19 protein-coding genes are annotated in these 21,383 nt (G+C 66.8%); 12 read left to right on the top strand and 7 right to left on the bottom strand.

Annotated elements, in window-relative coordinates:
* Window positions 1-32: 32 nt before the first annotated feature.
* The 3 genes from R1H25_RS01020 to R1H25_RS01010 all read right to left on the bottom strand — a co-directional run bounded on the left by R1H25_RS01020 (window position 33) and on the right by R1H25_RS01010 (window position 3,902).
* On the bottom strand, window positions 33-1,127 hold the full coding sequence (locus tag R1H25_RS01020) for a helix-turn-helix domain-containing protein (RefSeq protein ID WP_317222361.1): 1,095 nt from the start codon (window positions 1,125-1,127) through the stop codon (window positions 33-35).
* 163 nt (window positions 1,128-1,290) lie between these two features.
* Window positions 1,291-2,418: an NAD(P)-dependent alcohol dehydrogenase gene (locus R1H25_RS01015; protein ID WP_317222360.1), complete on the bottom strand. Its 1,128-nt coding sequence runs from the start codon at window positions 2,416-2,418 to the stop codon at window positions 1,291-1,293.
* Between the two features lie 17 nt (window positions 2,419-2,435).
* The gene (locus R1H25_RS01010) at window positions 2,436-3,902 is read right to left on the bottom strand and encodes a benzaldehyde dehydrogenase (RefSeq protein WP_317222359.1); all 1,467 of its coding nucleotides are present in this window, start codon (window positions 3,900-3,902) and stop codon (window positions 2,436-2,438) included.
* Window positions 3,903-4,095: 193 nt separating this feature from the next.
* On the opposite strand from R1H25_RS01010, the gene R1H25_RS01005 reads away from it, so the two are divergent.
* Together R1H25_RS01005 and R1H25_RS01000 are read left to right on the top strand one after the other, a co-directional pair.
* Window positions 4,096-4,662 (top strand): DUF1415 domain-containing protein, encoded by a 567-nt coding sequence (locus R1H25_RS01005; RefSeq protein ID WP_049443995.1) that lies wholly within the window; start codon window positions 4,096-4,098, stop codon window positions 4,660-4,662.
* Window positions 4,659-5,462 carry an SDR family oxidoreductase gene (locus tag R1H25_RS01000; RefSeq protein ID WP_317222358.1) on the top strand — a complete coding sequence of 268 codons (804 nt, stop codon included), beginning with the start codon at window positions 4,659-4,661 and terminating at the stop codon, window positions 5,460-5,462. Before R1H25_RS01005 ends, R1H25_RS01000 begins: the two co-directional genes overlap by 4 nt.
* A 155-nt stretch (window positions 5,463-5,617) precedes the next feature.
* Here the strand turns inward: R1H25_RS01000 and R1H25_RS00995 are convergent, their stop codons facing one another.
* Entirely contained in the window at window positions 5,618-7,648 is a 2,031-nt protein-coding gene (locus R1H25_RS00995) for a M3 family metallopeptidase (RefSeq protein WP_317222357.1), read from the bottom strand.
* A 170-nt stretch (window positions 7,649-7,818) separates the two neighbouring features.
* Between R1H25_RS00995 and R1H25_RS00990 the strand changes: the two genes are divergently transcribed.
* Window positions 7,819-8,223: a hypothetical protein gene (locus R1H25_RS00990; RefSeq protein ID WP_057500519.1), complete on the top strand. Its 405-nt coding sequence runs from the start codon at window positions 7,819-7,821 to the stop codon at window positions 8,221-8,223.
* Window positions 8,224-8,262: 39 nt separating this feature from the next.
* Here the strand turns inward: R1H25_RS00990 and R1H25_RS00985 are convergent, their stop codons facing one another.
* On the bottom strand, window positions 8,263-9,375 hold the full coding sequence (locus R1H25_RS00985; RefSeq protein ID WP_097048843.1) for a PLP-dependent cysteine synthase family protein: 1,113 nt from the start codon (window positions 9,373-9,375) through the stop codon (window positions 8,263-8,265).
* 122 nt (window positions 9,376-9,497) lie between these two features.
* On the opposite strand from R1H25_RS00985, the gene gloA reads away from it, so the two are divergent.
* Together gloA and R1H25_RS00975 are read left to right on the top strand one after the other, a co-directional pair.
* The gene (gene gloA / locus R1H25_RS00980) at window positions 9,498-10,016 is read left to right on the top strand and encodes a lactoylglutathione lyase (protein WP_317222356.1); all 519 of its coding nucleotides are present in this window, start codon (window positions 9,498-9,500) and stop codon (window positions 10,014-10,016) included.
* Between the two features lie 124 nt (window positions 10,017-10,140).
* Window positions 10,141-10,569 carry a VOC family protein gene (locus R1H25_RS00975; protein WP_049404183.1) on the top strand — a complete coding sequence of 143 codons (429 nt, stop codon included), beginning with the start codon at window positions 10,141-10,143 and terminating at the stop codon, window positions 10,567-10,569.
* Window positions 10,570-10,636: 67 nt separating this feature from the next.
* On the opposite strand, the gene R1H25_RS00970 is transcribed toward R1H25_RS00975, so the two are convergent.
* Window positions 10,637-11,068, bottom strand: a complete 432-nt coding sequence (locus R1H25_RS00970; protein ID WP_005411115.1) for a CBS domain-containing protein — start codon at window positions 11,066-11,068, stop codon at window positions 10,637-10,639.
* 449 nt (window positions 11,069-11,517) lie between these two features.
* Window positions 11,518-13,356, bottom strand: coding sequence for a glutamine--fructose-6-phosphate transaminase (isomerizing) (gene glmS / locus R1H25_RS00965; protein ID WP_107380458.1), 1,839 nt, complete (start codon window positions 13,354-13,356; stop codon window positions 11,518-11,520).
* Window positions 13,357-13,559: 203 nt separating this feature from the next.
* Between glmS and R1H25_RS00960 the strand changes: the two genes are divergently transcribed.
* From R1H25_RS00960 to R1H25_RS00930, 7 genes are all read left to right on the top strand, one after another.
* On the top strand, window positions 13,560-14,837 hold the full coding sequence (locus R1H25_RS00960) for an efflux RND transporter periplasmic adaptor subunit (RefSeq protein ID WP_317222355.1): 1,278 nt from the start codon (window positions 13,560-13,562) through the stop codon (window positions 14,835-14,837).
* A 35-nt stretch (window positions 14,838-14,872) separates the two neighbouring features.
* Window positions 14,873-15,598, top strand: coding sequence for an ABC transporter ATP-binding protein (locus R1H25_RS00955; protein WP_032129038.1), 726 nt, complete (start codon window positions 14,873-14,875; stop codon window positions 15,596-15,598).
* 10 nt (window positions 15,599-15,608) lie between these two features.
* Entirely contained in the window at window positions 15,609-16,913 is a 1,305-nt protein-coding gene (locus tag R1H25_RS00950; RefSeq protein WP_049443921.1) for an ABC transporter permease, read from the top strand.
* A gap of 21 nt (window positions 16,914-16,934) precedes the next feature.
* Entirely contained in the window at window positions 16,935-18,137 is a 1,203-nt protein-coding gene (locus R1H25_RS00945) for an FtsX-like permease family protein (RefSeq protein WP_317222354.1), read from the top strand.
* A gap of 1 nt (window position 18,138) precedes the next feature.
* Window positions 18,139-18,513 carry a PDZ domain-containing protein gene (locus R1H25_RS00940; protein WP_154349657.1) on the top strand — a complete coding sequence of 125 codons (375 nt, stop codon included), beginning with the start codon at window positions 18,139-18,141 and terminating at the stop codon, window positions 18,511-18,513.
* A 123-nt stretch (window positions 18,514-18,636) separates the two neighbouring features.
* The gene (locus R1H25_RS00935; protein WP_317222353.1) at window positions 18,637-19,983 is read left to right on the top strand and encodes a sigma-54 dependent transcriptional regulator; all 1,347 of its coding nucleotides are present in this window, start codon (window positions 18,637-18,639) and stop codon (window positions 19,981-19,983) included.
* Window positions 19,980-21,332, top strand: a complete 1,353-nt coding sequence (locus R1H25_RS00930; RefSeq protein WP_049445065.1) for a PAS domain-containing sensor histidine kinase — start codon at window positions 19,980-19,982, stop codon at window positions 21,330-21,332. The genes R1H25_RS00935 and R1H25_RS00930 overlap by 4 nt, the downstream gene beginning before the upstream one ends.
* Window positions 21,333-21,383 lie beyond the last annotated feature (51 nt).

The raw sequence follows: 21,383 nt of genomic DNA, 5'->3' as shown, positions 1-21,383 counted from the left end.
TTCCGCCGGGCCATGCCCGGCGGACTACGCGGTCAATCGCGCAGCAGCTTGTACAGCGTGGTGCGCGAGATCCCCAACTGGCGCGCGGCCAGGCTGAGGTTGCCGTCAGCGGCCTGGGCCGCGCGGCGCGCGGCCTCACGCTGCTGGTCACGCAGCAGCGGCGCGACCGGATCTGCCGGGGTGCTCCGCTGAGCAGACCGACGCGCCCCGCCCCGCGGCCCATGCAAACGCTGCAGGTAGACCGCGCTGCCCTCGCCCAACCGGACCCGATGCGCTGCGCCCGGTTGCAGCAGGCGACGCCGTTGCGCCGCACTGGCGCCAGCAAACAGCGCCTCCAGATCCAGCAGCGGCAACGGCCCCCGCCGTGTCAGGCCCAGCAGGCGCCGTGCAACGCGGTTGGCTGCACGCAGCTGGCCATCCTCCTGCACCGCCAGCAGTCCCTGCAGCGGTGACGCCAGCCAGCGCGGATCATGTTGCACGGCCAGCAGGTGGACGTCGGTGAGACTGTGGAACAAGCGATTTTCGCTGGCCAGCGCAGCCTGCCGGAAATAGCCCTGCAGCAGGGCCGGATCGCGCTCGCCAAGACCGGTGATGTCGATCACCCCGCAGACCCGGCCGTCGAGATCGTGCAGTGGCTCGCTCAGGCAGAACACCGGCGCGAACCGCTGCAGGTAGTGTTCGTTGCCGCGCACCAGTGCCGGCACGTCGTCAGCCAGGCTGACCGCCGGCGCGGTGGTGCCGATCTCGGTCTCGCCCAGCTGTCGCCCGACCTGGATCGGCCGCAGCAGGGGCGCATCTTCCAGGCCGTGGGCCTGCTGCGCGATCACCATGCCGTCGCGGTTGGCGCAGAACATCGTCCAGCCACGCCCACCGAAGGCCGCCCAGAGCTGTTCCAGCTCCGGCTGCACGCAACGTGCCAGGCGCCGGTCATCGGGATGCGGGAGACGCTGTCCGCGCCCCAGCAGCGGTCGATAGTCCGGCTCCTGCCCCGGTTGCAGGCCCGCCGCGCGCGAACGCAGCCATGACTGCTGCAGCGGCAGCGGCAACACGCCCAATGAGCGCGCATCGCCCTCGGCGAAAGCGGCACGTGCCGCCACCAGTTGTTGCTGCCCGACTGTCGTGGCCATCATGAATGCAGCGTACACCCGCCAGCGGCAACGCCATGTTACGTCTCCACAACGGAGCGTTTCCGTTTCAAGACGCGTTCAAACAAGGGGTCGGAGCCGCCTTCTCCTGCAAAACGGATCCGACCCCATGCCGGCCAGCGGCCGGCGCTACCGACGGTGGACGTTACGCTGCGATGCGCAGCACCGGCTTCAGGGTGATGCCGCGGGTGCTGTCTTCGGCCGCCTGGTTGATCTGTTCCAGCGGATAGAACTTCACCAGCCTGTCGAACGGAAAGCGCCCCTGCTGGAACAGGGTCACCAGCTGCGGAATGAACACCTGCGGCACGCTGTCACCCTCGACGATGCCGCGGATGCTGCGTCCGCCGAGCAGCAGGTTGTTCACATCGAAACTGGCGGTGGTGCCCAGCTTCGGCGCACCGACCACGCCCATCATGCCCAGCCCCCCCAGCGCCTCGATGCCGGCGGACAGCACGTCCGGACGACCCGTCGATTCCAGCGCGAAGTCAGCACCACCACCGGTGATCGCGCGCACCGCCTCGATCACATCGGTCTCCCGGCTGTTGACCACGTGGGTAGCCCCCAGCTCCAGGGCAAGCTCCAGGCGCGAGGGCACCACGTCGATGGCGATGATGGTGGTGGCGCCAGCCACCTTGGCCGCCATCACCGCACTCAGGCCCACCGCGCCGGCACCATAGCTTGCAAAGCTGCTGCCCGACCGCACCTGCAGCGAGTTGAGCACCGCACCGGCACCGGTCTGGATACCGCACCCCAGCGGGCCCAGCAGTTCCAGTGGTGCGTCATCAGGCACCTTGATCGCATTGATCTCGCGGGCAAGCGCGAAGGTGGCAAACGAAGACTGCGCGAAGAAGTGGTCGTGCAGCGGCTGGCCCTGTGAATCGGTGATCGCGGTATGTCCGTGGCCATCATCGCCACCGAAGTTCAGTGCGAAGAAATCCCTGCAATAGGCACCGTGGCCGCCCCGGCACGGATTGCAGTGGCCACAGGCACCATAGGTCAGCACCACATGGTCGCCCACCTTGAGGTCGCGTACGTTGGGGCCAACCGCTTCCACGATGCCGGCACCTTCGTGGCCGAGCACCGCGGGCAAGGGCACCGGGTAGTACTGATCGCGCACGATCAGGTCGGTATGGCACAGGCCGGTAGCCACCACCTTCACCCGCACCTCATCGTCCTGCGGGCCGCGCAGCGTCGCCTGCTCGATGACGAAGGGCTGCTCCTTGCCGCGTACCACGGCGGCGGTGATCTCACGCGTTGCGTTGTTGTCGTTCATCGTGATGGTTCCTTCGATCAGATCGGGTAAGCGGGCGCTTCGCCCTTGACGGTCAACCACTGCCACTGGGTGAACTCCTCGCCGTTGGCCGGGCCACCGATGCTGGTGCCGTTGCCGGACGCGCCGACGCCGCCGAAGGGGTTGATCACCTCGTCATTCACGGTCTGGTCGTTGATGTGCAGCAGGCCGGTACGCAGGCGCTCGCCGATCTTCAGCGCGCGGCCGACATTGCTGGACACGATCGCCATCGACAGCCCGTACTCGCTGTCGTTGGCCAGGCGCACGGCTTCGTCGTCATCGTCGAACGGCACCACGACCGCTACCGGCGCAAAGATCTCCTCGTTGAAGGCCGGATTGTCGGCCGCAACATTGCCGAGCACGGTCGGCGCGAAGAACAGGTCCCGATGCGTGCCTCCCGCTTCCAGCGTGGCACCGGCCTGCACGGCCTGCTCGACCACGCGTGCGGCATGGTCGCGCTGGCCGGCATTGATCAGCGGGCCGATGGCCACGTCCTCACGTGCCGGGTCGCCCACCTTCAGCGCGTTGGCCTTGGTCACCAGTTTCTGCAGGAACGTGTCGTGGATCTTCCGGTGCACCAGCACGCGGCCGGTCGCCATGCAGATCTGGCCCTGGTGCAGGTAGACGCCCCACGCGGTGTTGGCCACCGCCAGGTCCAGGTCTGCATCATCAAGGATGATCAACGAATTCTTGCCGCCCAGTTCCAGCGAGACCTTCTTCAGATGCCGGCCGGCCGCCTCTCCGACCTTGCGGCCAGCGGCGGTGGAACCGGTGAACTGGATCATCGCCACGTGCGGGTCACTGGTCAGTGCGGCCCCGGCCGCGCCATCGCCGGGCAGCATGTGCAGCACGCCTGCCGGCAGGCCCGCCTGCTCAAACACGCGTGCGATCACCGCGCCGCCACATACCGCCGTACGCGGGTCCGGCTTGAGGACCACAGCGTTGCCCAGCGCAATCGCCGGGGCCACCGCGCGCATCGCCAGGTAGAGCGGAAAATTGAACGGCGAGATGACCCCGACCACGCCCAGCGGACGTCGGCGCGCCAGGTTCAGCTTGCCCGGTTCGGACGGCAGGATCTCACCCGTGCTGCGCGACGGCAGCGCCGCAGCTTCATGCAGTGCCTTGATGGTCACCTTGGCTTCGAAGCCCGCCTTCAGGCGGGTCGAGCCGCTTTCGCGCACCAGCCACTCGACCAGGGTCTCGATGTTTTCTTCGGCCAGACGCGCGGCCTTGCGCAGCACCTCGGCACGCTGTTCGTAGGGTGCCGCCGCCCACGCCTGCTGCGCCTGTGCAGCGGCGGCCGCCGAACGCGCGACCTGGGCCGGGTCGGCCAGACCGATCTCGCCGAGCTGCTGGCCGGTGGCCGGTTCAATCACCGGATGCCGTTGTGGGGCAGCCTGCCAGTGGCCATCAAAGAGGGCGCCGGCCCAGAGGGCGTCCGGCAGCCACGGGAAAGATGCAGTCATGGGTGTCCTCCTGTGTCGTGCATCCATTCCACGCCTGTCGCCCCGGGCTGGCAATCGGCCATCCATCGGTAGCGCGCAACGGATTGAATCATCAGGAGTTTCCCGCTTCGACACTGTCCAGTTCCTGCACAGTGGACAGCGCAGCACTGGCACACTGCCTACAATGGCGGCCCCGCCAGCCGACGTGCCCGCCATGACTGATTCCCACCTGCCCACCGATGACCCGATCGCCGCCACCCGCCTGTGGCTGGAGCGCATCGTCATCGGCCTGAACCTGTGCCCGTTCGCCAAGGCGGTGTACGTGAAGGACCAGGTCCGCATCGTGCTCAGCGATGCGACCACGCCGGAAGCGCTGGTTGAACAGCTGGCCGAGGAGCTGGTGCTGCTGCGCGACACGCCGGCCGAGCAGATCGACACCACGCTGATCGTGCATCCGCAGGTGCTGACCGACTTCCTCGACTACAACGACTTCCTCGACAACGCCGATGCGGCCATCGAAGCGCTGGATCTGCAGGGCATCCTGCAAGTGGCCAGCTTCCACCCGGACTACCAGTTCGACGGCGTGGCCGCAGACGACGCCAGCAATTACACCAACCGCGCGCCCTTCCCCACCCTGCACCTGCTGCGCGAAGACAGCGTGGCGCGCGCGGTGGATGTCTATCCGGACCCGGACGTGATCGTCGAGCGCAACATCCAGACCCTGGACCGCATCGGTGTGGACGGCTGGCATCGTCGCCTGCGTGGGGACGACCTGTCATGAGCCGCGTGCCGCCGATTGCCGCATGGCCGGCCGCGCCGCTGTCGGGCAAGGTGGTGCTGATCACCGGGGGTGCCAACGGCATCGGCCGCGGTATCGCCCAGGCCGTGCTCGGTGCCGGTGGCCGCGTGCTGATCGGCGATCTGGATACGGAAGCCGGCCACGCCTGCCTGGCCGAATGGCAGCGCGATGACGATGCGGCGTTCCAGCCCCTGGACATCACCGACGAAGCCAGCGTGCGCGCGTTCATCGCCGAGGCGCTGCGTCGCTTCGGCCGCATCGACGGGCTGGTCAACAATGCCGGCATCGCCGGGCCACACGGCACACGGCTGCACGACATGGACTGGGACGAGTGGCAGCGTCGTCTGTCGTCGCTGCATGGTGCGTTCCTGTGCAGCAAGCACGCGTTGCCAGCGCTGACCGCCAGCGCCGGGGGCACGATCATCAACATCGCCTCCACCCGCGCCTGGCAATCCGAAGCGCACAGCGAGGCCTATGCCGCGGCCAAGGGTGGGCTGGTGGCCTTTACCCATGCGCTGGCGATCAGCAGCGGCCCGGCGGTGCGGGTGAACAGCATCAGCCCCGGCTGGATCGGCACCACGGCGTGGCAGGCACCCTCACGGCGCCACGCGCCCGATTACTCGGCCACCGACCACGCCCAGCATCCGGTCGGCCGGGTCGGCCGCCCTGAAGATATCGGTGCACTGGCGGTATATCTGCTGTCATCGCTGTCCGGTTTCACCACCGGCCAGGACTTCATCGTGGACGGCGGCATGACCCGGAAGATGATCTACGCCGAATGACCCGTCTTCGGTAGTGCCGGCCGCTGGCCGGCATGTGCGTGGATGGGGGCGACGTGCCAACCAAGGTTGGCACCTACCAGGGCATGTTCCAGTAGATCCACGCCATGCGTGGATGGCGGTGAAGTGCCAACCAAGGTTGGCACCCACCAAACGGGTTACGCCATGCCCGAGTGACGCAGCAGCGCATCGATCTGCGGTGCGCGCCCACGGAAGGCCTTGAAGTTTTCCGCCGCCGGACGGCTGCCACCGCGCGACAGGATCTCATCGCGGAAGCGTGCACCGGTTTCAGCCAGTGCCTGCGGCGCTTCCTCGAACGCGGCGTATGCATCGGCACTGAGCACTTCAGCCCACTTGTAGCTGTAGTAACCGGCCGCGTAGCCGCCGGCGAAGATATGGCTGAACTGGTGCGGGAAACGGTTCCAGACCGGCGGGTGGTTCACCGCCACCTCCGCACGCACGCGATCCAGCAGCGCCAGCACGCTGTCCTGCGCCGGATCGAACTGGCTATGCAGCAGCATGTCGAACAGGCCGAACTCCAGCTGGCGCACGGTCGCCATGCCGCTGTGGAAGTTGCGTGCCGCCAGCATGCGCTCGTACAGCGCGCGTGGCAGCGGCTCGCCACTGTCCACGTGCGCGGTCATGCCCTGCAGGTGGTCCCATTCCCAGCAGAAGTTCTCCATGAACTGGCTGGGCAGCTCCACCGCATCCCACTCCACGCCGTTGATGCCAGCCACGCCCAGCTCACCGATGCGGGTCAGCAGCTGGTGCAGGCCGTGGCCCATCTCATGGAACAGGGTGGTCACCTCGTTGTGACTGAAGGTGGCCGGCTTGCCGTTGGCACCGCGGCCGAAGTTGCACACCAGGTAGACCAGCGGCGTCTGGATGCTGCCATCGGCACGCTCGCGGCGGTTGCGGCAATCATCCATCCACGCACCACCACGCTTGCCCTCGCGCGCATACAGATCCAGATAGAACTGGCCGACCAGCGCGCCCTGCGCATCGACCAGACGGAAGAAGCGCACATCCTCGTGCCATACCGGCGCGCTGTCCTCCTGCACGCGCAGGCCGTACAGCTGCTCGATCACCGAGAACAGGCCGCCCAGCACCTTCGGTTCGGTGAAATACTGCTTCACTTCCTGCTCGGAATAGCTGTAGCGCGCCTGCTTGAGGCGGTCGGCGGCGAACGCCAGGTCCCAGGCCTGCAGGCTGTCGATGCCGAGCTGTTCGCGTGCGAACTGCTCCAGCTCGGCCCGATCCTTGGCGGCGAACGGCTTGGCGCGCGAGGCCAGGTCACGCAGGAAACCGAGCACCTCGGCCGGGTCCTGCGCCATCTTGGTCGCCACCGAATAATCGCCATACGAACCGAAGCCGAGCAGCGCCGCCAGTTCCGCGCGCAGGGCCAGGATGCGGTCGATGTTGCCGCTGTTGTCCAGCGCGTCGTCGCCGAATTCGGATGCACGCTGTGCACTGGCGCGGTACAGGATCTCGCGCAGGTCGCGGTCCTCGCCCCAGGTCTGCACCGGCAGGTAGCACGGCATCTGCAGGGTCAGTTTCCAGCCGGCCTTGCCGTCCTTCTGTGCTGCGGCATGTGCAGCGGCCTTCACGTCTTCCGGCACGCCCTTCAGTCGCGCTTCGTCCTCGATGATCAGCGACCACGCGTCGGTAGCGTCGAGCACGTTCTGCGAGAACTTCGCCGACAGCGCCGACAGCTCCTCCTTGATCGCCGCAAAGCGCTGCTGCGCCTCTGGCGCCAGCTCGGCACCACCGAGGCGGAAATCGCGCAGGGTGTTGTCCAGCACCTTGCGCTGGGCGTCGTCGAACGTCGCGGCCTCCGCGCTGGCAGCCAGTGCCTGGTACTGACGGTACAGCGCCAGGTTCTGGCCCAGCGCGCTGGCAAAGCGGGTCACCCGCGGCAGGTTGCTGTTGTAGGCCTCGCGCAGTTCCGGGGTGTTGACCACGCCCTGCAGGTGGCCGACCAGACCCCAGGCGCGCCACAGGCGCTCGGTGGCATCGTCAAGCGGGGCCACGAAGGTCTGCCAGCGCACCGGCTGCACTTGCTCGGCCGTGCTGACGGCGGCCTCGGCCTCGGCCAGCAGCACGTCCAGCGCCGGCGCCACGTGCTCGGGGCGGATGGCCTCGAAGCGCGGCAGGCCGGAAAAATCGAGCAGGGGGTTGGCAACGGTCACGGCAGATCTCCAGGGTACGGGCCCGGCAGGCGGGCAGCATGCAGGATATGGCGCTGGCAGGCGGGGCTGACAAGGGGGCACGGCCCGGCATTCACGTCGGCCTTACGGTCGCGCACCGAAGCTCTGGCTGCGGGGGAGTCCGCAGCGATACGCACCAAACGAGGCCCTACATGGAAGGTCTGGCTGCAGTTGCATCCGCCTCACCGGCCCGGTCACTGGCATTGTCCGCCAGCCCGGCCGAACTGACCTGGATCGCCGCATTGTGCGATGCCGGCGACGACGCCCCACGTCACCTGCATCAGCTGCAGGCAGTGCTACAGCAGGGCGGCACGTTCAACGATGCCCAGGAGTGGTATCCCTTCGAAGTGGTCGAACGCGGCGCCAGCCAGCTGCGGCTGGGCCATGAGCGCGAGTTCGTGATCTGCGTGCTGCTGTGGCTGCAGGCGCTGGCCCAGGGACGCACCAGCATCCTGGACCCGAGCCTGCATCTGGATGATCGCGCGATGGACATCGAGGCATTGCCCGATGCGCTGCGCGATGCCGTGCTGGACGCGTTCACCGCAGCGGGATATTGAGACGCCCCGCCGATGCACATCCGGCCGTGCGTTGCCGTGCTACAGCGCTTCCAGGCTGCACCACGGCAGTTCCGGCAGCCCCTGCCCGGCCACCGCTGCGGCCAGCTGTGCATCGGCACCGTCGACATCGATGCCCTGGCGCGCGTACCACGCCGGGTCGTAGTAGCTCTGCGCATAGCGCTCGCCGCTGTCGCACAGGATGCTGACGATGCTGCCCTGGTGGCCGGCCTCACGCATCCACTGCGCGGCCTGCAGCACGCCGATGAAATTGGTGCCGGTGGATCCGCCGACACGACGGCCGAGCTGGCGGCTGACATGGCGCATGGCGGCCAGGCTCAGCGCGTCGGGTACCTTCACCATCGCATCCACACTGGTCGGAATGAAGCTCGGCTCCACCCGCGGGCGGCCGATGCCTTCCACACGCGAACCACCACTGCAGGTCAGGCCACGCCAGTCCTGCTCACCGGCCACGGCGGCCTGGTAACCGTCGAAGAACACCGACACTTCCGGGTCCGCGCACAGGATGCGGGTGTCGTGCCGGCGGTAGCTGACATAGCGGCCCAGCGTCGCTGCCGTACCGCCGGTACCGGGGCTGCACACGATCCATTCCGGAACCGGGCTGGGCTCCTCGGCCATCTGCTTGAAGATGGACTCGGCGATGTTGTTGTTGGCACGCCAGTCGGTGGCGCGCTCGGCATAGGTGAACTGGTCCATGAAGTGGCCGCCGGTTTCACGGGCCAGCTTTTCCGAATCACAGTTGAGGTCGCAGGCGCGCTCGACCAGGTGGCAGCGGCCCCCGTGGAACTCGATGGCGGCAATCTTCTCCGGCGAGGTCGTGGCCGGGATCACCGCAATGAACGGCAGACCGAGCAGCCGCGCGAAGTAAGCTTCGGACACCGCGGTCGAGCCACTGGACGCCTCGATCACCGGCCGTCCTTCGCGCAACCAGCCGTTGGTCAACGCGTACAGGAACAGCGAGCGTGCCAGCCGGTGCTTGAGGCTGCCGGTGGGATGGCTCGACTCATCCTTCAGGTACACATCGATGCCCTCGAACCCGGGCAGCGCCAGCGGGATCAGATGGGTATCGGCGGAACGGTTGAAATCGGCTTCGATCTTGCGGATGGCGGCGGCCACCCATTCACGCTGCGACATGGCGGGCAATGCTCAGAACGGAACGGTGCGATCCGGCCATTGTACGTCGCGGTGCCGTCAGGTGACGGCCGGTAGAATGACCCCATCCGGCCAGCAACGGCCCTGTCTGAAGGACCTCCCCCATGACCATTCCTGCCCTGCGCGATGTCCCCGGCGTCGCCGCCCAGGCCCCTGCCGAAACCACCGGCTTCGTGTTCAACCACACCATGCTGCGGGTGAAGGACATCACCGCCTCGCTGGACTTCTACACCCGCGTGCTCGGCTACCAGCTGATCGACAAGCGCGACTTCCCCGAGGCCCAGTTCAGCCTGTACTTCCTGGCCTACGTACCGGCCGGCGCGGTGGTGCCGGAAGACGACGCCCAGCGCCGCGTGTGGATGGCCGGCCTGCCGGGCGTGCTGGAACTGACCCACAACCATGGCACCGAAACCCAGGACGGCGCGGTCTACCACGACGGCAACAGCGACCCGCGCGGCTTTGGCCACATCTGCGTGTCGGTGCCGGACATCGAGGCCGCCTGCCAGCGCTTCGAGGACCTCGGCGTGATCTTCCAGAAGCGCCTGACCGACGGCCGCATGAAGAACCTGGCCTTCATCAAGGACCCGGACGGCTATTGGGTCGAGATCATCGCCAACGCCTGACCCAGAAAGGGGCACAATTCCGGTAGCGCCGGGCCATGCCCGGCGGCCTTGAGTAGGCCGCGCTGCGCGCTCGCCGGGCACGGCCCGGCGCTACCGACTCCGTCCCCTTTTTTGCGAGGTTCGTATGGAAACGATGGAACTGCACCGTGGCCGCCTGATCGACCACATCCAGCTGGTGGTGCGTGACCTGGCGGCCAGCCGCCGCTTCTATCAGGCGGTGTTCGATACGATCGGCATCCCGATCGCCGGCGAAGGCGATGATTATTTCTGGGCAGATGAGCTGTTCATTTCCAGCGCCAGCAGCGAGGCCGCCGCCGGCCAGCTGACCGGCCGCCACCACCTGGCGTTCCAGGCGCGCGACAGCGCCACTGTCGATGCTTTCCACACTGCGGCCATCGCCGCCGGCGGCACCGACAACGGTGCACCGGGCGAACGCCCCTACCATCCAGGCTACTACGGCGCCTTCGTGCTCGATCCGGATGGCAACAACATCGAGGTGGTCTACCACGGCCCGGCAAACTACAGTGCCGATTCGGTGAAGGTCACTTTCTGATATCACCGAAGCCGTGAACGAAGAAGCCGGGCAATGCCCGGCTTCTCTGCATCCAGGGATCCAGCCCTCAGTGGGCGGCCATGTAGATGTCCTGCAGCACGGCCTTTTCCAGTTCCAGCTCGCCCAGCAGGTTCTTCACGATGTCGCCCAGGCTGAGGATGCCAACCAGTCGGGTGCCTTCAGTGACCATCAGGTGACGGCGCCGCGAGTACGTCATCAACGACATGGCCTGCTTCAGGGTCGCTTCCGGCGCAATGCCTTCCAGGCCGGTGGACGGCAGGCTGGAGATCACCCGGCGGCCGGCCTGCGGGCCGTCGTCGGCCAGGGTACGCACGATGTCCTTCTCGGAAATGATGCCGACCGGGGCATCGTCCTTCATCACCACCAGCGCAGCGATCCTGTTCGCGCTCATCTTGTGGGCGGCGGCACCGATGGTGTCTTCGGCGTCGATGGTGATGACAGCTTCTTTCTTGGATTGCAGGAGTTCGCGGACGTTCATTCTTGTTTCCTGGTGCAGGTCACTGAAGTCAAAAAAGTGTGCTCTTCCGATACGCCCCCTCCCCGGGAACAGACCTTTCAGCGCACGTCTGGCGCACCCGGCGGCCGCTTGGAATGGATCGGCAGACGATGTGCTGCAACGCGAACGAGGTGGGCTCAACGGCTCAACCCGGACCTCGGTCAACTCGATTCTACGACTGCGACCATCGGTCACTACCGGCATCGATAGGACAGTTCGTCGTGGGAACCAACTGACGATCCAGAGAATGGCACCGCGGCTGAAACCGCCGCTGAATACAAGCGCTGTTGCGCACTAAAGATTGATTGCCTGCTGCCGGCGGCGGACAGAACGCCCGGCGGCTGTCCCACTTGCCACCGCTACCGACGCAAACGAAAGGGGCCCACGTGGGGGCCCCTTCGCATGCAGCATCCAACAGATCCGTGAATGCCTTACTCCACCGTCACGCTCTTGGCCAGGTTGCGCGGCTTGTCCACGTCGGTGCCCCGTGCCAGCGCGGTGTGGTAGGCCAGCAGCTGCACCGGAATGGTGTGCACGATCGGGCTCAGCACCCCGGCATGGCGCGGCGTGCGGATCACGTGCACGCCGTCGGACTCATTGAAGTTGCTGTCCTGGTCGGCGAACACGAACAGCTCGCCACCACGGGCGCGCACTTCCTGCATGTTCGACTTCACCTTCTCCAGCAGGCTGTCGTTGGGCGCGATCACCACCACCGGCATGTCCTCGTCCACCAGCGCCAGCGGGCCGTGCTTCAGCTCGCCTGCCGGGTAGGCCTCGGCATGGATGTAGGAGATTTCCTTGAGCTTGAGCGAGCCTTCGAGCGCGATCGGGTAATGCAGGCCACGCCCCAGGAACAGCGCATTGGACTTGCGCGCGAAGCGCTCGGCCCAGGCGGCGATCTGCGGTTCCAGGTTCAGTGCGTGCTGCACGCTGCCCGGCAGAAAGCGCAACTGCTCCAGGTAATCCGCTTCCTGCGCTGCGTCGATACGGCCATGCAGCTTGCCCAGCACCACGGTCAGCTGGAACAGTGCGGCCAGCTGGGTGGTGAAGGCCTTGGTCGAGGCCACGCCGATCTCGGCGCCGGCCCGGGTGTAGCAGACCAGCTCGCTGGCGCGCGGAATCGCGCTTTCCGGCACGTTGCAGATCGACAGCGTGTGCTTGTGGCCGAGCGACTTGGCGTACTTCAGCGCCTCCATCGTATCCAGCGTTTCGCCGGACTGGGAGATGGTGACGACCAGGTGCTTCGGGTTCGCATAAGCGGCGCGATAACGGTACTCGCTGGCGATCTCCACGCTGCACGGCAGGCCGGCGATGGCTTCGATCCAGTAGCGCGCGGTCAGGCCGGCGTAGTAGCTGGTGCCGCAGGCAATGATCTGCACGCCCTCGATGCCCGACAGCACCGCTTCGGCGTTCTTGCCGAACAGCTCGGCCGGGAAACCACCGGCGTCGATCGCCGCCTCGATGGTGTCGCCCAGCGCGCGCGGCTGCTCGTGGATTTCCTTCTGCATGAAGTGGCGGTACGGACCCAGCTCCAGCGAAGCCAGCGACACATCGGACAGATGCACATCGCGTTCGACCGGCTGGTCATGCTCGTCGAAGATGCGCACGCCGTCGCGGCGGATCTCGGCGGTGTCGCCCTCTTCCAGGAAGATGACCTTGCGGGTGGCCGAGATCACCGCCGAAACGTCGGAGGCAACGAAGTTCTCGCCCTCGCCCAGGCCGACCAGCAGCGGGCAGCCCATCCGCGCGCAGACGAAGCGTTCCGGCTCGGCGCGGCTGACCACGGCCAGCGCATAGGCACCGGTCAGCTCTTTCACCGTGTGCTGCAACGCCACCAGCAGGTCGTCGCCGTCCTTCAGGTGATGGTGGATCAGGTGCGCGATCACTTCGGTATCGGTCTGCGACTCGAAGGTGTAGCCCAGCGCACGCAGCTTCTCGCGCTGCTCTTCGTGGTTCTCGATGATGCCGTTGTGCACCAGCGCGACACCGTGGCTGATATGCGGATGCGCGTTGGCCTCGGTGACGCCCCCATGGGTGGCCCAGCGGGTGTGGCCGATGCCCAGCACCGCATTGAAACCCTCGGCTTCGGCCGCGGTGGCCATTTCCGACACGCGACCCGTGCGACGGACACGGCGTACTTCGGGACGCGCGGCGTGGTCGATCACCGCGATGCCGGAGGAGTCGTAACCACGGTACTCAAGCCGCTTCAGGCCCTCGATCAGTACCGGCACCACATCGCGATCGGCGATTGCACCCACGATTCCACACATGTCACGCGTTTCCTTGAAGACGATCGGCGCATTCTAGCCCGCGTGTCCGGCTTCCCCCTCCTGTCCGCTTAATGAAAGTGTCCGGAAAGGTGTCCGCGGACACCCGGACACTTCAGCATGCCGCCCAACCCATTGACCTGAAAGGAAATAAAGTTGGCACGCTACGTGCTTGATATCGGCTACCACCGTCAGGCACGCACCCGATGATCCGCGACACTTCCGCACAGGACCAGATCGTTTCCTCCGCCCCGGCCGGCACCCCCCGCGCCAACTGGCAGCGCTATCGCTGGCCGGCACTGGGCGCCATCGTGCTGCTGGCCGGCATCGGCTGGGCCGTGCACGCCTGGTCCAATGCCAGCCGCTCCTTCGACAGCAGCCGCGTGCGCATCGCCGAAGTGAAGCGCGGCGACCTGGTCCGCGACATTGCCGCCGACGGCCGCGTGATCGCCGCCAATAGTCCGATCCTGTACGCCATCTCGGCCGGCACCGTGGACCTGAAGGTGGTCGCCGGCGACGTGGTCAAGAAAGGCCAGGAGCTGGCGATCATCGACAGCCCGGAACTGCGCAGCAAGCTGGCCCAGGAACAGGCCACCCTGGCCGGCCTGGAGGCAGAGGCCAGCCGCGCCGCGCTGGATGCCACCCTGGCCCGCGCCAAGTCGCGCAAGGAAACCGACCAGGCCACCATCGAACGGCAGGCCGCCGACCGCGACCTGCAGCGCTACCAGCGCGGTTACGACGGCGGCGCAGTACCGCAGATCGATCTGGCCAAGGCCAAGGACTCGTTGAAGAAGGCCGACATCACCCTGGCCAATGCCACCACCGATGCCCGCCTGCAGAGCCAGGGCGCTGACCTGGATGCCCGCAACAAGCGCCTGCTGGCCGACCGCCAGAAGGCCGTGGTGGCTGAAGTGCAGCGCCAGGTCGATGCACTGACCCTGCGCGCACCGTTCGATGGCCAGGTCGGCCAGGTGCAGGCCGTCCAGTCCACCAACCTGGCTGCCAATGCGCCGGTGCTGGGCGTGGTCGATCTGTCCAAGTTCGAAGTCGAGATCAAGGTGCCGGAAAGCTTCGCCCGCGACCTGGCCATCGGCATGCCGGCGCAGCTGACCGGCGGCAACGGCAAGCCCTTCCCGGGCGAGATCAGCGCGGTGTCACCGGAAGTGGTCAACGGCGAAGTCAATGCCCGCGTGCGCTTCGCCAACGCACAGCCGGAAGGCCTGCGCCAGAGCCAGCGGATGTCGGTGCGCGTGCTGCTCGACACCCGCAAGGACGTGCTGAAGGTCGAGCGCGGCCCGTTCGTCGAACAGGGCAATGGCGTGGCCTACGTGATGGATGGCCGCACCGCGGTGCGGCGTCCGGTGGAACTGGGCGTCAGCAGCCTGGGCGAAGTGGAAATCAAGTCGGGTGTGCAGCCGGGCGACCGCATCGTGGTCTCCGGCAGCGACCTGTTCAAGGACGCCGAACGCGTCTCCGTCAACTGATACCTGATACCTGAATCCTGGAGAGAGGACACGCCATGTACATGCTCGAAATGCGTTCGGTCGCCAAAGTCTTCCGCACCGAACAAGTGGAAACCCACGCACTGCGCTCGCTGGAACTGCAGGTCAAGGAAGGTGAGTTCGTCGCCGTCACCGGCCCGTCAGGCTCTGGCAAAACCACCTTCCTCAACATCGCCGGCCTGCTGGAAACCTTCACCAGCGGCACCTACATGCTCGACGGCCAGGACGTGAGCACGCTGGGCGACGACGCCCGCAGCCGCCTGCGCAACCAGAAGATCGGCTTCATCTTCCAGGGCTTCAACCTGATCCCCGACCTGAACCTGTTCGACAACGTGGACGTGCCGCTGCGCTATCGGAAGATGAGCGCCAACGAGCGCCGCGAACGTATCGAGAAGGCGCTGAGCCAGGTCGGCCTCGGCTCACGCATGAAGCACTACCCGAATGAACTGTCCGGTGGCCAGCAGCAGCGCGCGGCCATCGCGCGTGCCCTGGCCGGCAGCCCGCGCCTGCTGCTGGCCGACGAACCGACCGGCAACCTGGACACGCAGATGGCCCGCGGCGTGATGGAACTGCTGGAGGAGATCAACGCCGCCGGCACCACCATCGTGATGGTCACCCACGACCCGGAACTGGCCGCGCGCGCGCAGCGCAACGTGCACATCGTCGATGGCCAGGTGACCGACCTGGTGCGCGAGCCGGTGCTGGCCACCCCGCCGCGCCACATCGTCGCCGTCAACGAGTGAGGGCACGACCATGTTCGCCTACTACGCTCGACTGGCGGTGCGCAGCTTCCGCCGCAACAAGGTCCTGACCGCGCTGATGGTGGTAGCCATCGCGCTCGGCATCGGTGCCTCGATGACCACCCTGACCGTGTTCCACGTCCTGTCCGGCAACCCCATTCCGGACAAGAGCGAGCGCCTGTTCTACGCGCAGATCGACCCGCGGCCCCGCAACGGCTTCGGCCTTGAGGAGGAACCGGAAGAGCAGATGACGCGCTATGACGCCGAAGCCCTGCTGCGCGAAGCGAAAGCCGAGCGCCAGGTGATGATGACTGCCGGTGATGCAACGATCGAACCGGACAACAGTACGCTCAAGCCGTTCTCCATCGACACCCGCTGGACCTCGGCCGACTTCTTCCCGATGTTCAACGTGCCCATGCAGTACGGGCGGCCGTGGACCCGCGAGGACGACAACGGGCGGGCCCGCGTGGCCGTCATCTCCAAGGCGCTCAACGAGAAGCTGTTCCAGGGCGCGAACAGCGTCGGTCGCGAAATCCGGCTTGAGGGCAATGCGCTGCGCATCGTCGGCGTCATGAAGGCCTGGAACCCGGAGCCGCACTTCTTCGACCTCACCACCGGCGCGTTCGGCAAGGAGGAGGATCTGCTGGCGCCGATCTCCACCTCGTTCGATCTCCAGCTGGGCAGCAATGGCAACATGAACTGCTTCGGCGAAAATCCCGACGGCGCCAACAGCTACTCCGTCAACGCGCCCTGCGCCTACCTGCAGTACTGGGCAGAGATGGATCCGTCCAAGGCCGGCGACTACCGGCGCTATCTGGAGAACTACTCCAGCCTGCAGCGCCAGGCCGGCCGCTTCGAACGCCCGGTCAACGTGCGCCTGCGCAACGTGATGGAGTGGCTGGACTTCAAGGGCGCGGTACCCAGCGACGTGCGGCTGCAGCTGTGGCTGGCCCTGGGCTTCCTGGGGGTCTGCCTGGTCAACACGGTCGGCCTGCTGCTGGCCAAGTTCCTGCGCCGCAGCGGCGAGATCGGTGTGCGCCGCGCGCTGGGCGCCAGCCGCGGCCAGATATTCCTGCAGTGCCTGGTCGAAGCCGGTGCCGTGGGTGTGGTCGGCGGCGTGCTCGGCATCGGACTGGCCCTGCTGGGGCTGTACGCGGTCCGCCAGCAGCCCGTCAGCTACGCACAGCTGGCCCACCTGGATGGCAGCATGCTGCTGCTTGCGCTGGGCCTGACCCTGCTCGCCAGCCTCGCCGCCGGCTTCCTGCCCGCCTGGCGCGCGATGCAGGTCACTCCCGCCATCCAGCTCAAGTCGCAGTAAGCACGAGAACGAGGACCTCCCATGGACATCCGCCCCATCCTCAGCACCCTGCGCCGGCATAAGACCGCTGCCGCGCTGATCGTGCTTGAAATCGCCCTGACCTGCGCCATCGTCTGCAATGCCCTGTTCCTGGTCAGCCAGCGCGTGGAGCGCATCAGCCGGACCAGCGGCATGGTCGAGAACGAGCTGGTCCTGGTCCGCGTGACCGGCGTCGGCAAGCAGACCGATGCCGCCGCCCGCACCCGCGAAGACCTGGCTTCGCTGCGCGCCATCCCCGGGGTCACCGCAGTCAGCGTGATCAACCAGGTGCCGTTCCGCAACAGTTCGTCCAACACCAGCATCTCGCGCGAAATGAACCAGGAACGGCCGACGGCCAGCGTCGGCATGTACACGTTCTCCGAAGACGCATTGCGCACGCTGGGCCTCAACCTGGTTGCCGGCCGCGACTTCCAGCCGGCCGAGTACTTCGACTTCGACAACCTGAGCAAGGCCAACGGCACGCCGGTGATCCTCAGCCAGGCCGCCGCGCACAAGATGGCGCCGGACGGCAATGCGCTGGGCAAGACGTACTACATGGGCAAGCAGACGGTGAACGTGATCGGCATCGTCGATACGCTGGCCACGCCCAATGGCTGGGGCAACAACTGGGATGACACCATGATCATGCCGGTGCGCCGCGTCTTCGGCGATGGCATCTACATGCTGCGCACCGATCCTGCGCGCCGCGATGAGGTGCTCAAGGCCGCACTGTCCGCTCTGGACCGCAACGATCCCAACCGCCTGATCCGCGAGAAGCAGTCGTTCACCGACCAGCGCGAGGACTTCTTCAAGAACGACCGTGCAATGGTCGGCCTGCTGATCACCGTCTGCGTGGCGCTGCTGGTAGTCACTGCGCTCGGCATCGTCGGGCTGGCCAGCTTCTGGGTGCAGCAGCGCAGCAAGCAGATCGGCATCCGCCGCGCACTCGGTGCCACCCGTGGCCAGATCCTGCGCTACTTCCAGACCGAGAACTTCCTGCTGGCAACGCTGGGCATCGTGCTGGGCATGCTGGCCGCCTACGCGATCAACCTGGCACTGATGAACCTGTACGAGCTGCCGCGCATGCCGCTGCTGTACCTGCCGCTGGGCGCCCTGCTGCTGTGGACGCTGGGCCAGGTCGCGGTGTTCGGCCCGGCGCGCCGCGCTGCGGCGGTCCCCCCCGCAGTCGCCACGCGCGGAGCCTGAGATGCGCGCACGGCTGATGACTCTGCTGATGCTCCTGCCACTGCCGGCACTTGCCGGCGGTGGCAGCGCAAGCAGCCTGCAGTGGCAGCAGGGCGATGCCCGGCTGGCGCTGCACTCGACCGAAGGGCAGATCCAGGTGGAGGCCGCGCGCCCGGAGGGCCGATTCGGTGTCCGCCGCGGGGACCGCATCCTGCGGGTGGATGACACGCCCGTGTACCAGATCGACCACCTGTCCCGGGCCCTGATCGATTCCCCCGCCGCGCGGGCCTACCTGCTGCTGCGGCGGGAGCGACGGCTGGTGAGCGTGGCGGTGGATGCGGACGCCTGGCGCCAGGCGCTGGATGCTCCGCCGCCGCCTCCTCCGCCCCGCCCCTGAGAAGCGGCAACGCCTGCATGGCCACGGCTTTGGCTATGCTTGATGGGTGGCGCCGGGCTCTCCCGGTACGTGGACACGAACGGCTCCATCGGCGCCGCCCATCCCTTTCTGCAGAACCATGTGATGCCTGCAATCCTGATCATCGACGACAACGCCAGTGTGGGCACCGCACTGGACGTGCTGTTCTCCCTGCACGACATCGACACCCTGCAGGCGCAGAGTCCGTCCGAAGGGCTGGCCCTGCTCGAGTCGCAGCCGGTCGACCTGGTGATCCAGGACATGAACTTCAGCGAAGACACCACCTCCGGTGAGGAAGGCGAGGCCCTGTTCGCGCAGATCCGCGCGCGCCATCCCGATTTGCCGGTGATCCTGCTGACGGCCTGGACCCACCTCAGCAGCGCGGTGGATCTGGTCAAGGCCGGCGCGGCCGACTACCTGGCCAAGCCGTGGGACGATCGCAAGCTGATGACCACGGTCAACAACCTGCTGGAACTGTCCGAGGCGCGCCGCGAACTGGACCGGCGCCGCAGCCGTGAACTACGCCAGCGCAACGCGCTGGAAGAGAAGTACAACCTGTGCGGCGCGGTTTTCGCCGACGCCGCCAGCGAGCGCGTGATCGCACTCGCCTGCCAGGTCGCACGCTCGGAACTGCCGGTACTGATCACCGGCCCCAATGGTGCCGGCAAGGAAAAGATCGCGCAGATCATCCAGGCCAACTCGCTGGTGGCAAAGGGTCCGTTCATCACGGTCAACTGCGGTGCACTGCCGTCGGAGCTGATCGAAGCCGAACTGTTCGGTGCCGAGGCCGGTGCGTACACCGGCGCCAACAAGGCGCGCGAAGGCAAGTTCGAGGCCGCCGATGGTGGCACCCTGTTCCTGGATGAGATCGGCAACCTGTCGCTGGGCGGGCAGATGAAACTGCTGCGCGTGTTGGAAACCGGCCGCTTTGAGCGCCTGGGTTCCAACCGCGAGCGCCAGGTCAAGGTGCGCGTGGTCAGCGCGACCAACGCTGACCTGCCGGCCATGATCCGCGACGGCACTTTCCGCGAAGACCTCTATTACCGCCTCAACACGGTGGAACTGGTGCTGCCGCCGCTGGCCGAACGTCCGGGTGACATCGTGCCGCTGGCCGAGCGCTTCCTGACCGCGGGCAAGCCCCTGTCCAGCGCCGCCACCGCGGCCCTGCAACGGCACCCCTGGCCGGGTAACGTGCGGGAGCTGCGCAACGTGATCCAGCGCGCCGAGCTGCTGGCCACCGGCAACCGCATCGAAGTGGCCGATCTCAACCTGCCGCGCGCAGCCGTCGCACCACGACCGGCACCCAGCGCAGGCAATGACCCCGACCGCGCACGCATCGAGGATGTACTGGCGCGCAACCATGGCGTCATCGCCCTGGCTGCCGCCGAGCTCGGCCTGAGCCGCCAGGCGCTGTACCGGCGTATGGACCGCCACGGTATTCCACGCGAATGAAGCGGCGCTCCTTCACTTTCCGCCTGTTCCTGCGCCTGCTGCCGGTGCTGGCACTGGCTGCGGCACTGCCGTGGCTGCTGGCCTACTGGATGGACCATGGTTGGGTGGTGACCACGGTATCGGCGCTGATCCTGCTGTCACTGATGTGGTGGACCCTGCGTCGGGCTACCGCCCCGGTGCGGTCACTGATGCGGGCCCTGGCGGGCACCACCAGCAGCTATCGCGACGGCGAATACAACTTCGGCGTGCACTGGCCCGGCAATGACGAGCTCGGCGACCTGGTGCAGGCACACCGCGAACTGGGTGATGTACTGCGTGAGCAGCGGCAGGGCCTGGTGCAACGTGAGCTGCTGCTGGACACCATGGTGCAGAATACGCCGGTTGCGATGCTGTTGATCGCCTCCGGCGGTGATGGCATCGCCCGCGTGGTGTTCTCCAACCTGGCTGCGCGCAAGCTCCTGCACGGCGGCTGGAAGCTGGAAGGCCAGCGCCTGGAAGACGTGCTGGAACAGGTGCCGGTGGAACTGCGCGATGCCATTGCCCGGGGCGGTGACAGCCTGTTCGCGGTGCATGCGGAAGGCGAAGACGGCGATGAGGATGACGAGCAGGTCTACCACCTGTCGCGCCGCGCGTTCCAGCTCAATGGCCGCCCGCACGACCTGCTGCTGGTGCGCCTGCTGACCGCCGAACTGCGCCGCCAGGAAGTGCAGACCTGGAAGAAGGTGATCCGGGTGATCAGCCACGAGCTCAACAATTCGCTGGCACCGATCGCATCACTGGCGCATTCCGGTGGCGTGCTGGTGCAGCGCGAGCGCTTCGACAGGCTGCCGGAGATATTCACCACCATTGAAGACCGCGCGCGCCATCTGGAAGGCTTCATCCGCGGCTATGCGCGCTTTGCCAAGCTGCCGCAGCCGCAGCTGCAGACGGTGCACTGGGCACCGTTCCTGTCCAGCCTGCGCCAGCAGATCCCGTTCACCATGGATCGCGAACCGGACGAGGAGCTGAGCAGCCGCATCGACATCGCGCAGTTCGGGCAGGCGCTGTTGAATCTTCTGAAGAACGCGCATGAAGCCTGCGCCGACGCTGATCCGCCCAACGATGACGTACAGGTGCACCTCACGCGGCTGCCGCAGTGGCTGCGCCTGGACGTACTTGACCGCGGCAAGGGCATGAACGAGCAGGTGCTGCAGAACGCACTGATGCCGTTCTATTCGACCAAGCGCAATGGCACTGGATTGGGTTTGGCGCTGACCCGCGAGATCGTGGAAGCGCACGGTGGGCGGGTGTCGCTGCAGAACCGCGGCGATGGCGGGTTGTGCGTGTCGATCCTGCTGCCGGTGGGTTGAGCGGGCCCAGCGAATGGATCCACCGATGCGTGAATGTGCCGACCAAGGTCG

The sequence above is a fragment of the Stenotrophomonas veracruzanensis genome (assembly GCF_032911525.1).
In the GTDB taxonomy this organism is placed as follows: Bacteria; Pseudomonadota; Gammaproteobacteria; order Xanthomonadales; family Xanthomonadaceae; genus Stenotrophomonas; species Stenotrophomonas africana.
This window is presented reverse-complemented; position numbering and strand designations above follow the sequence as displayed.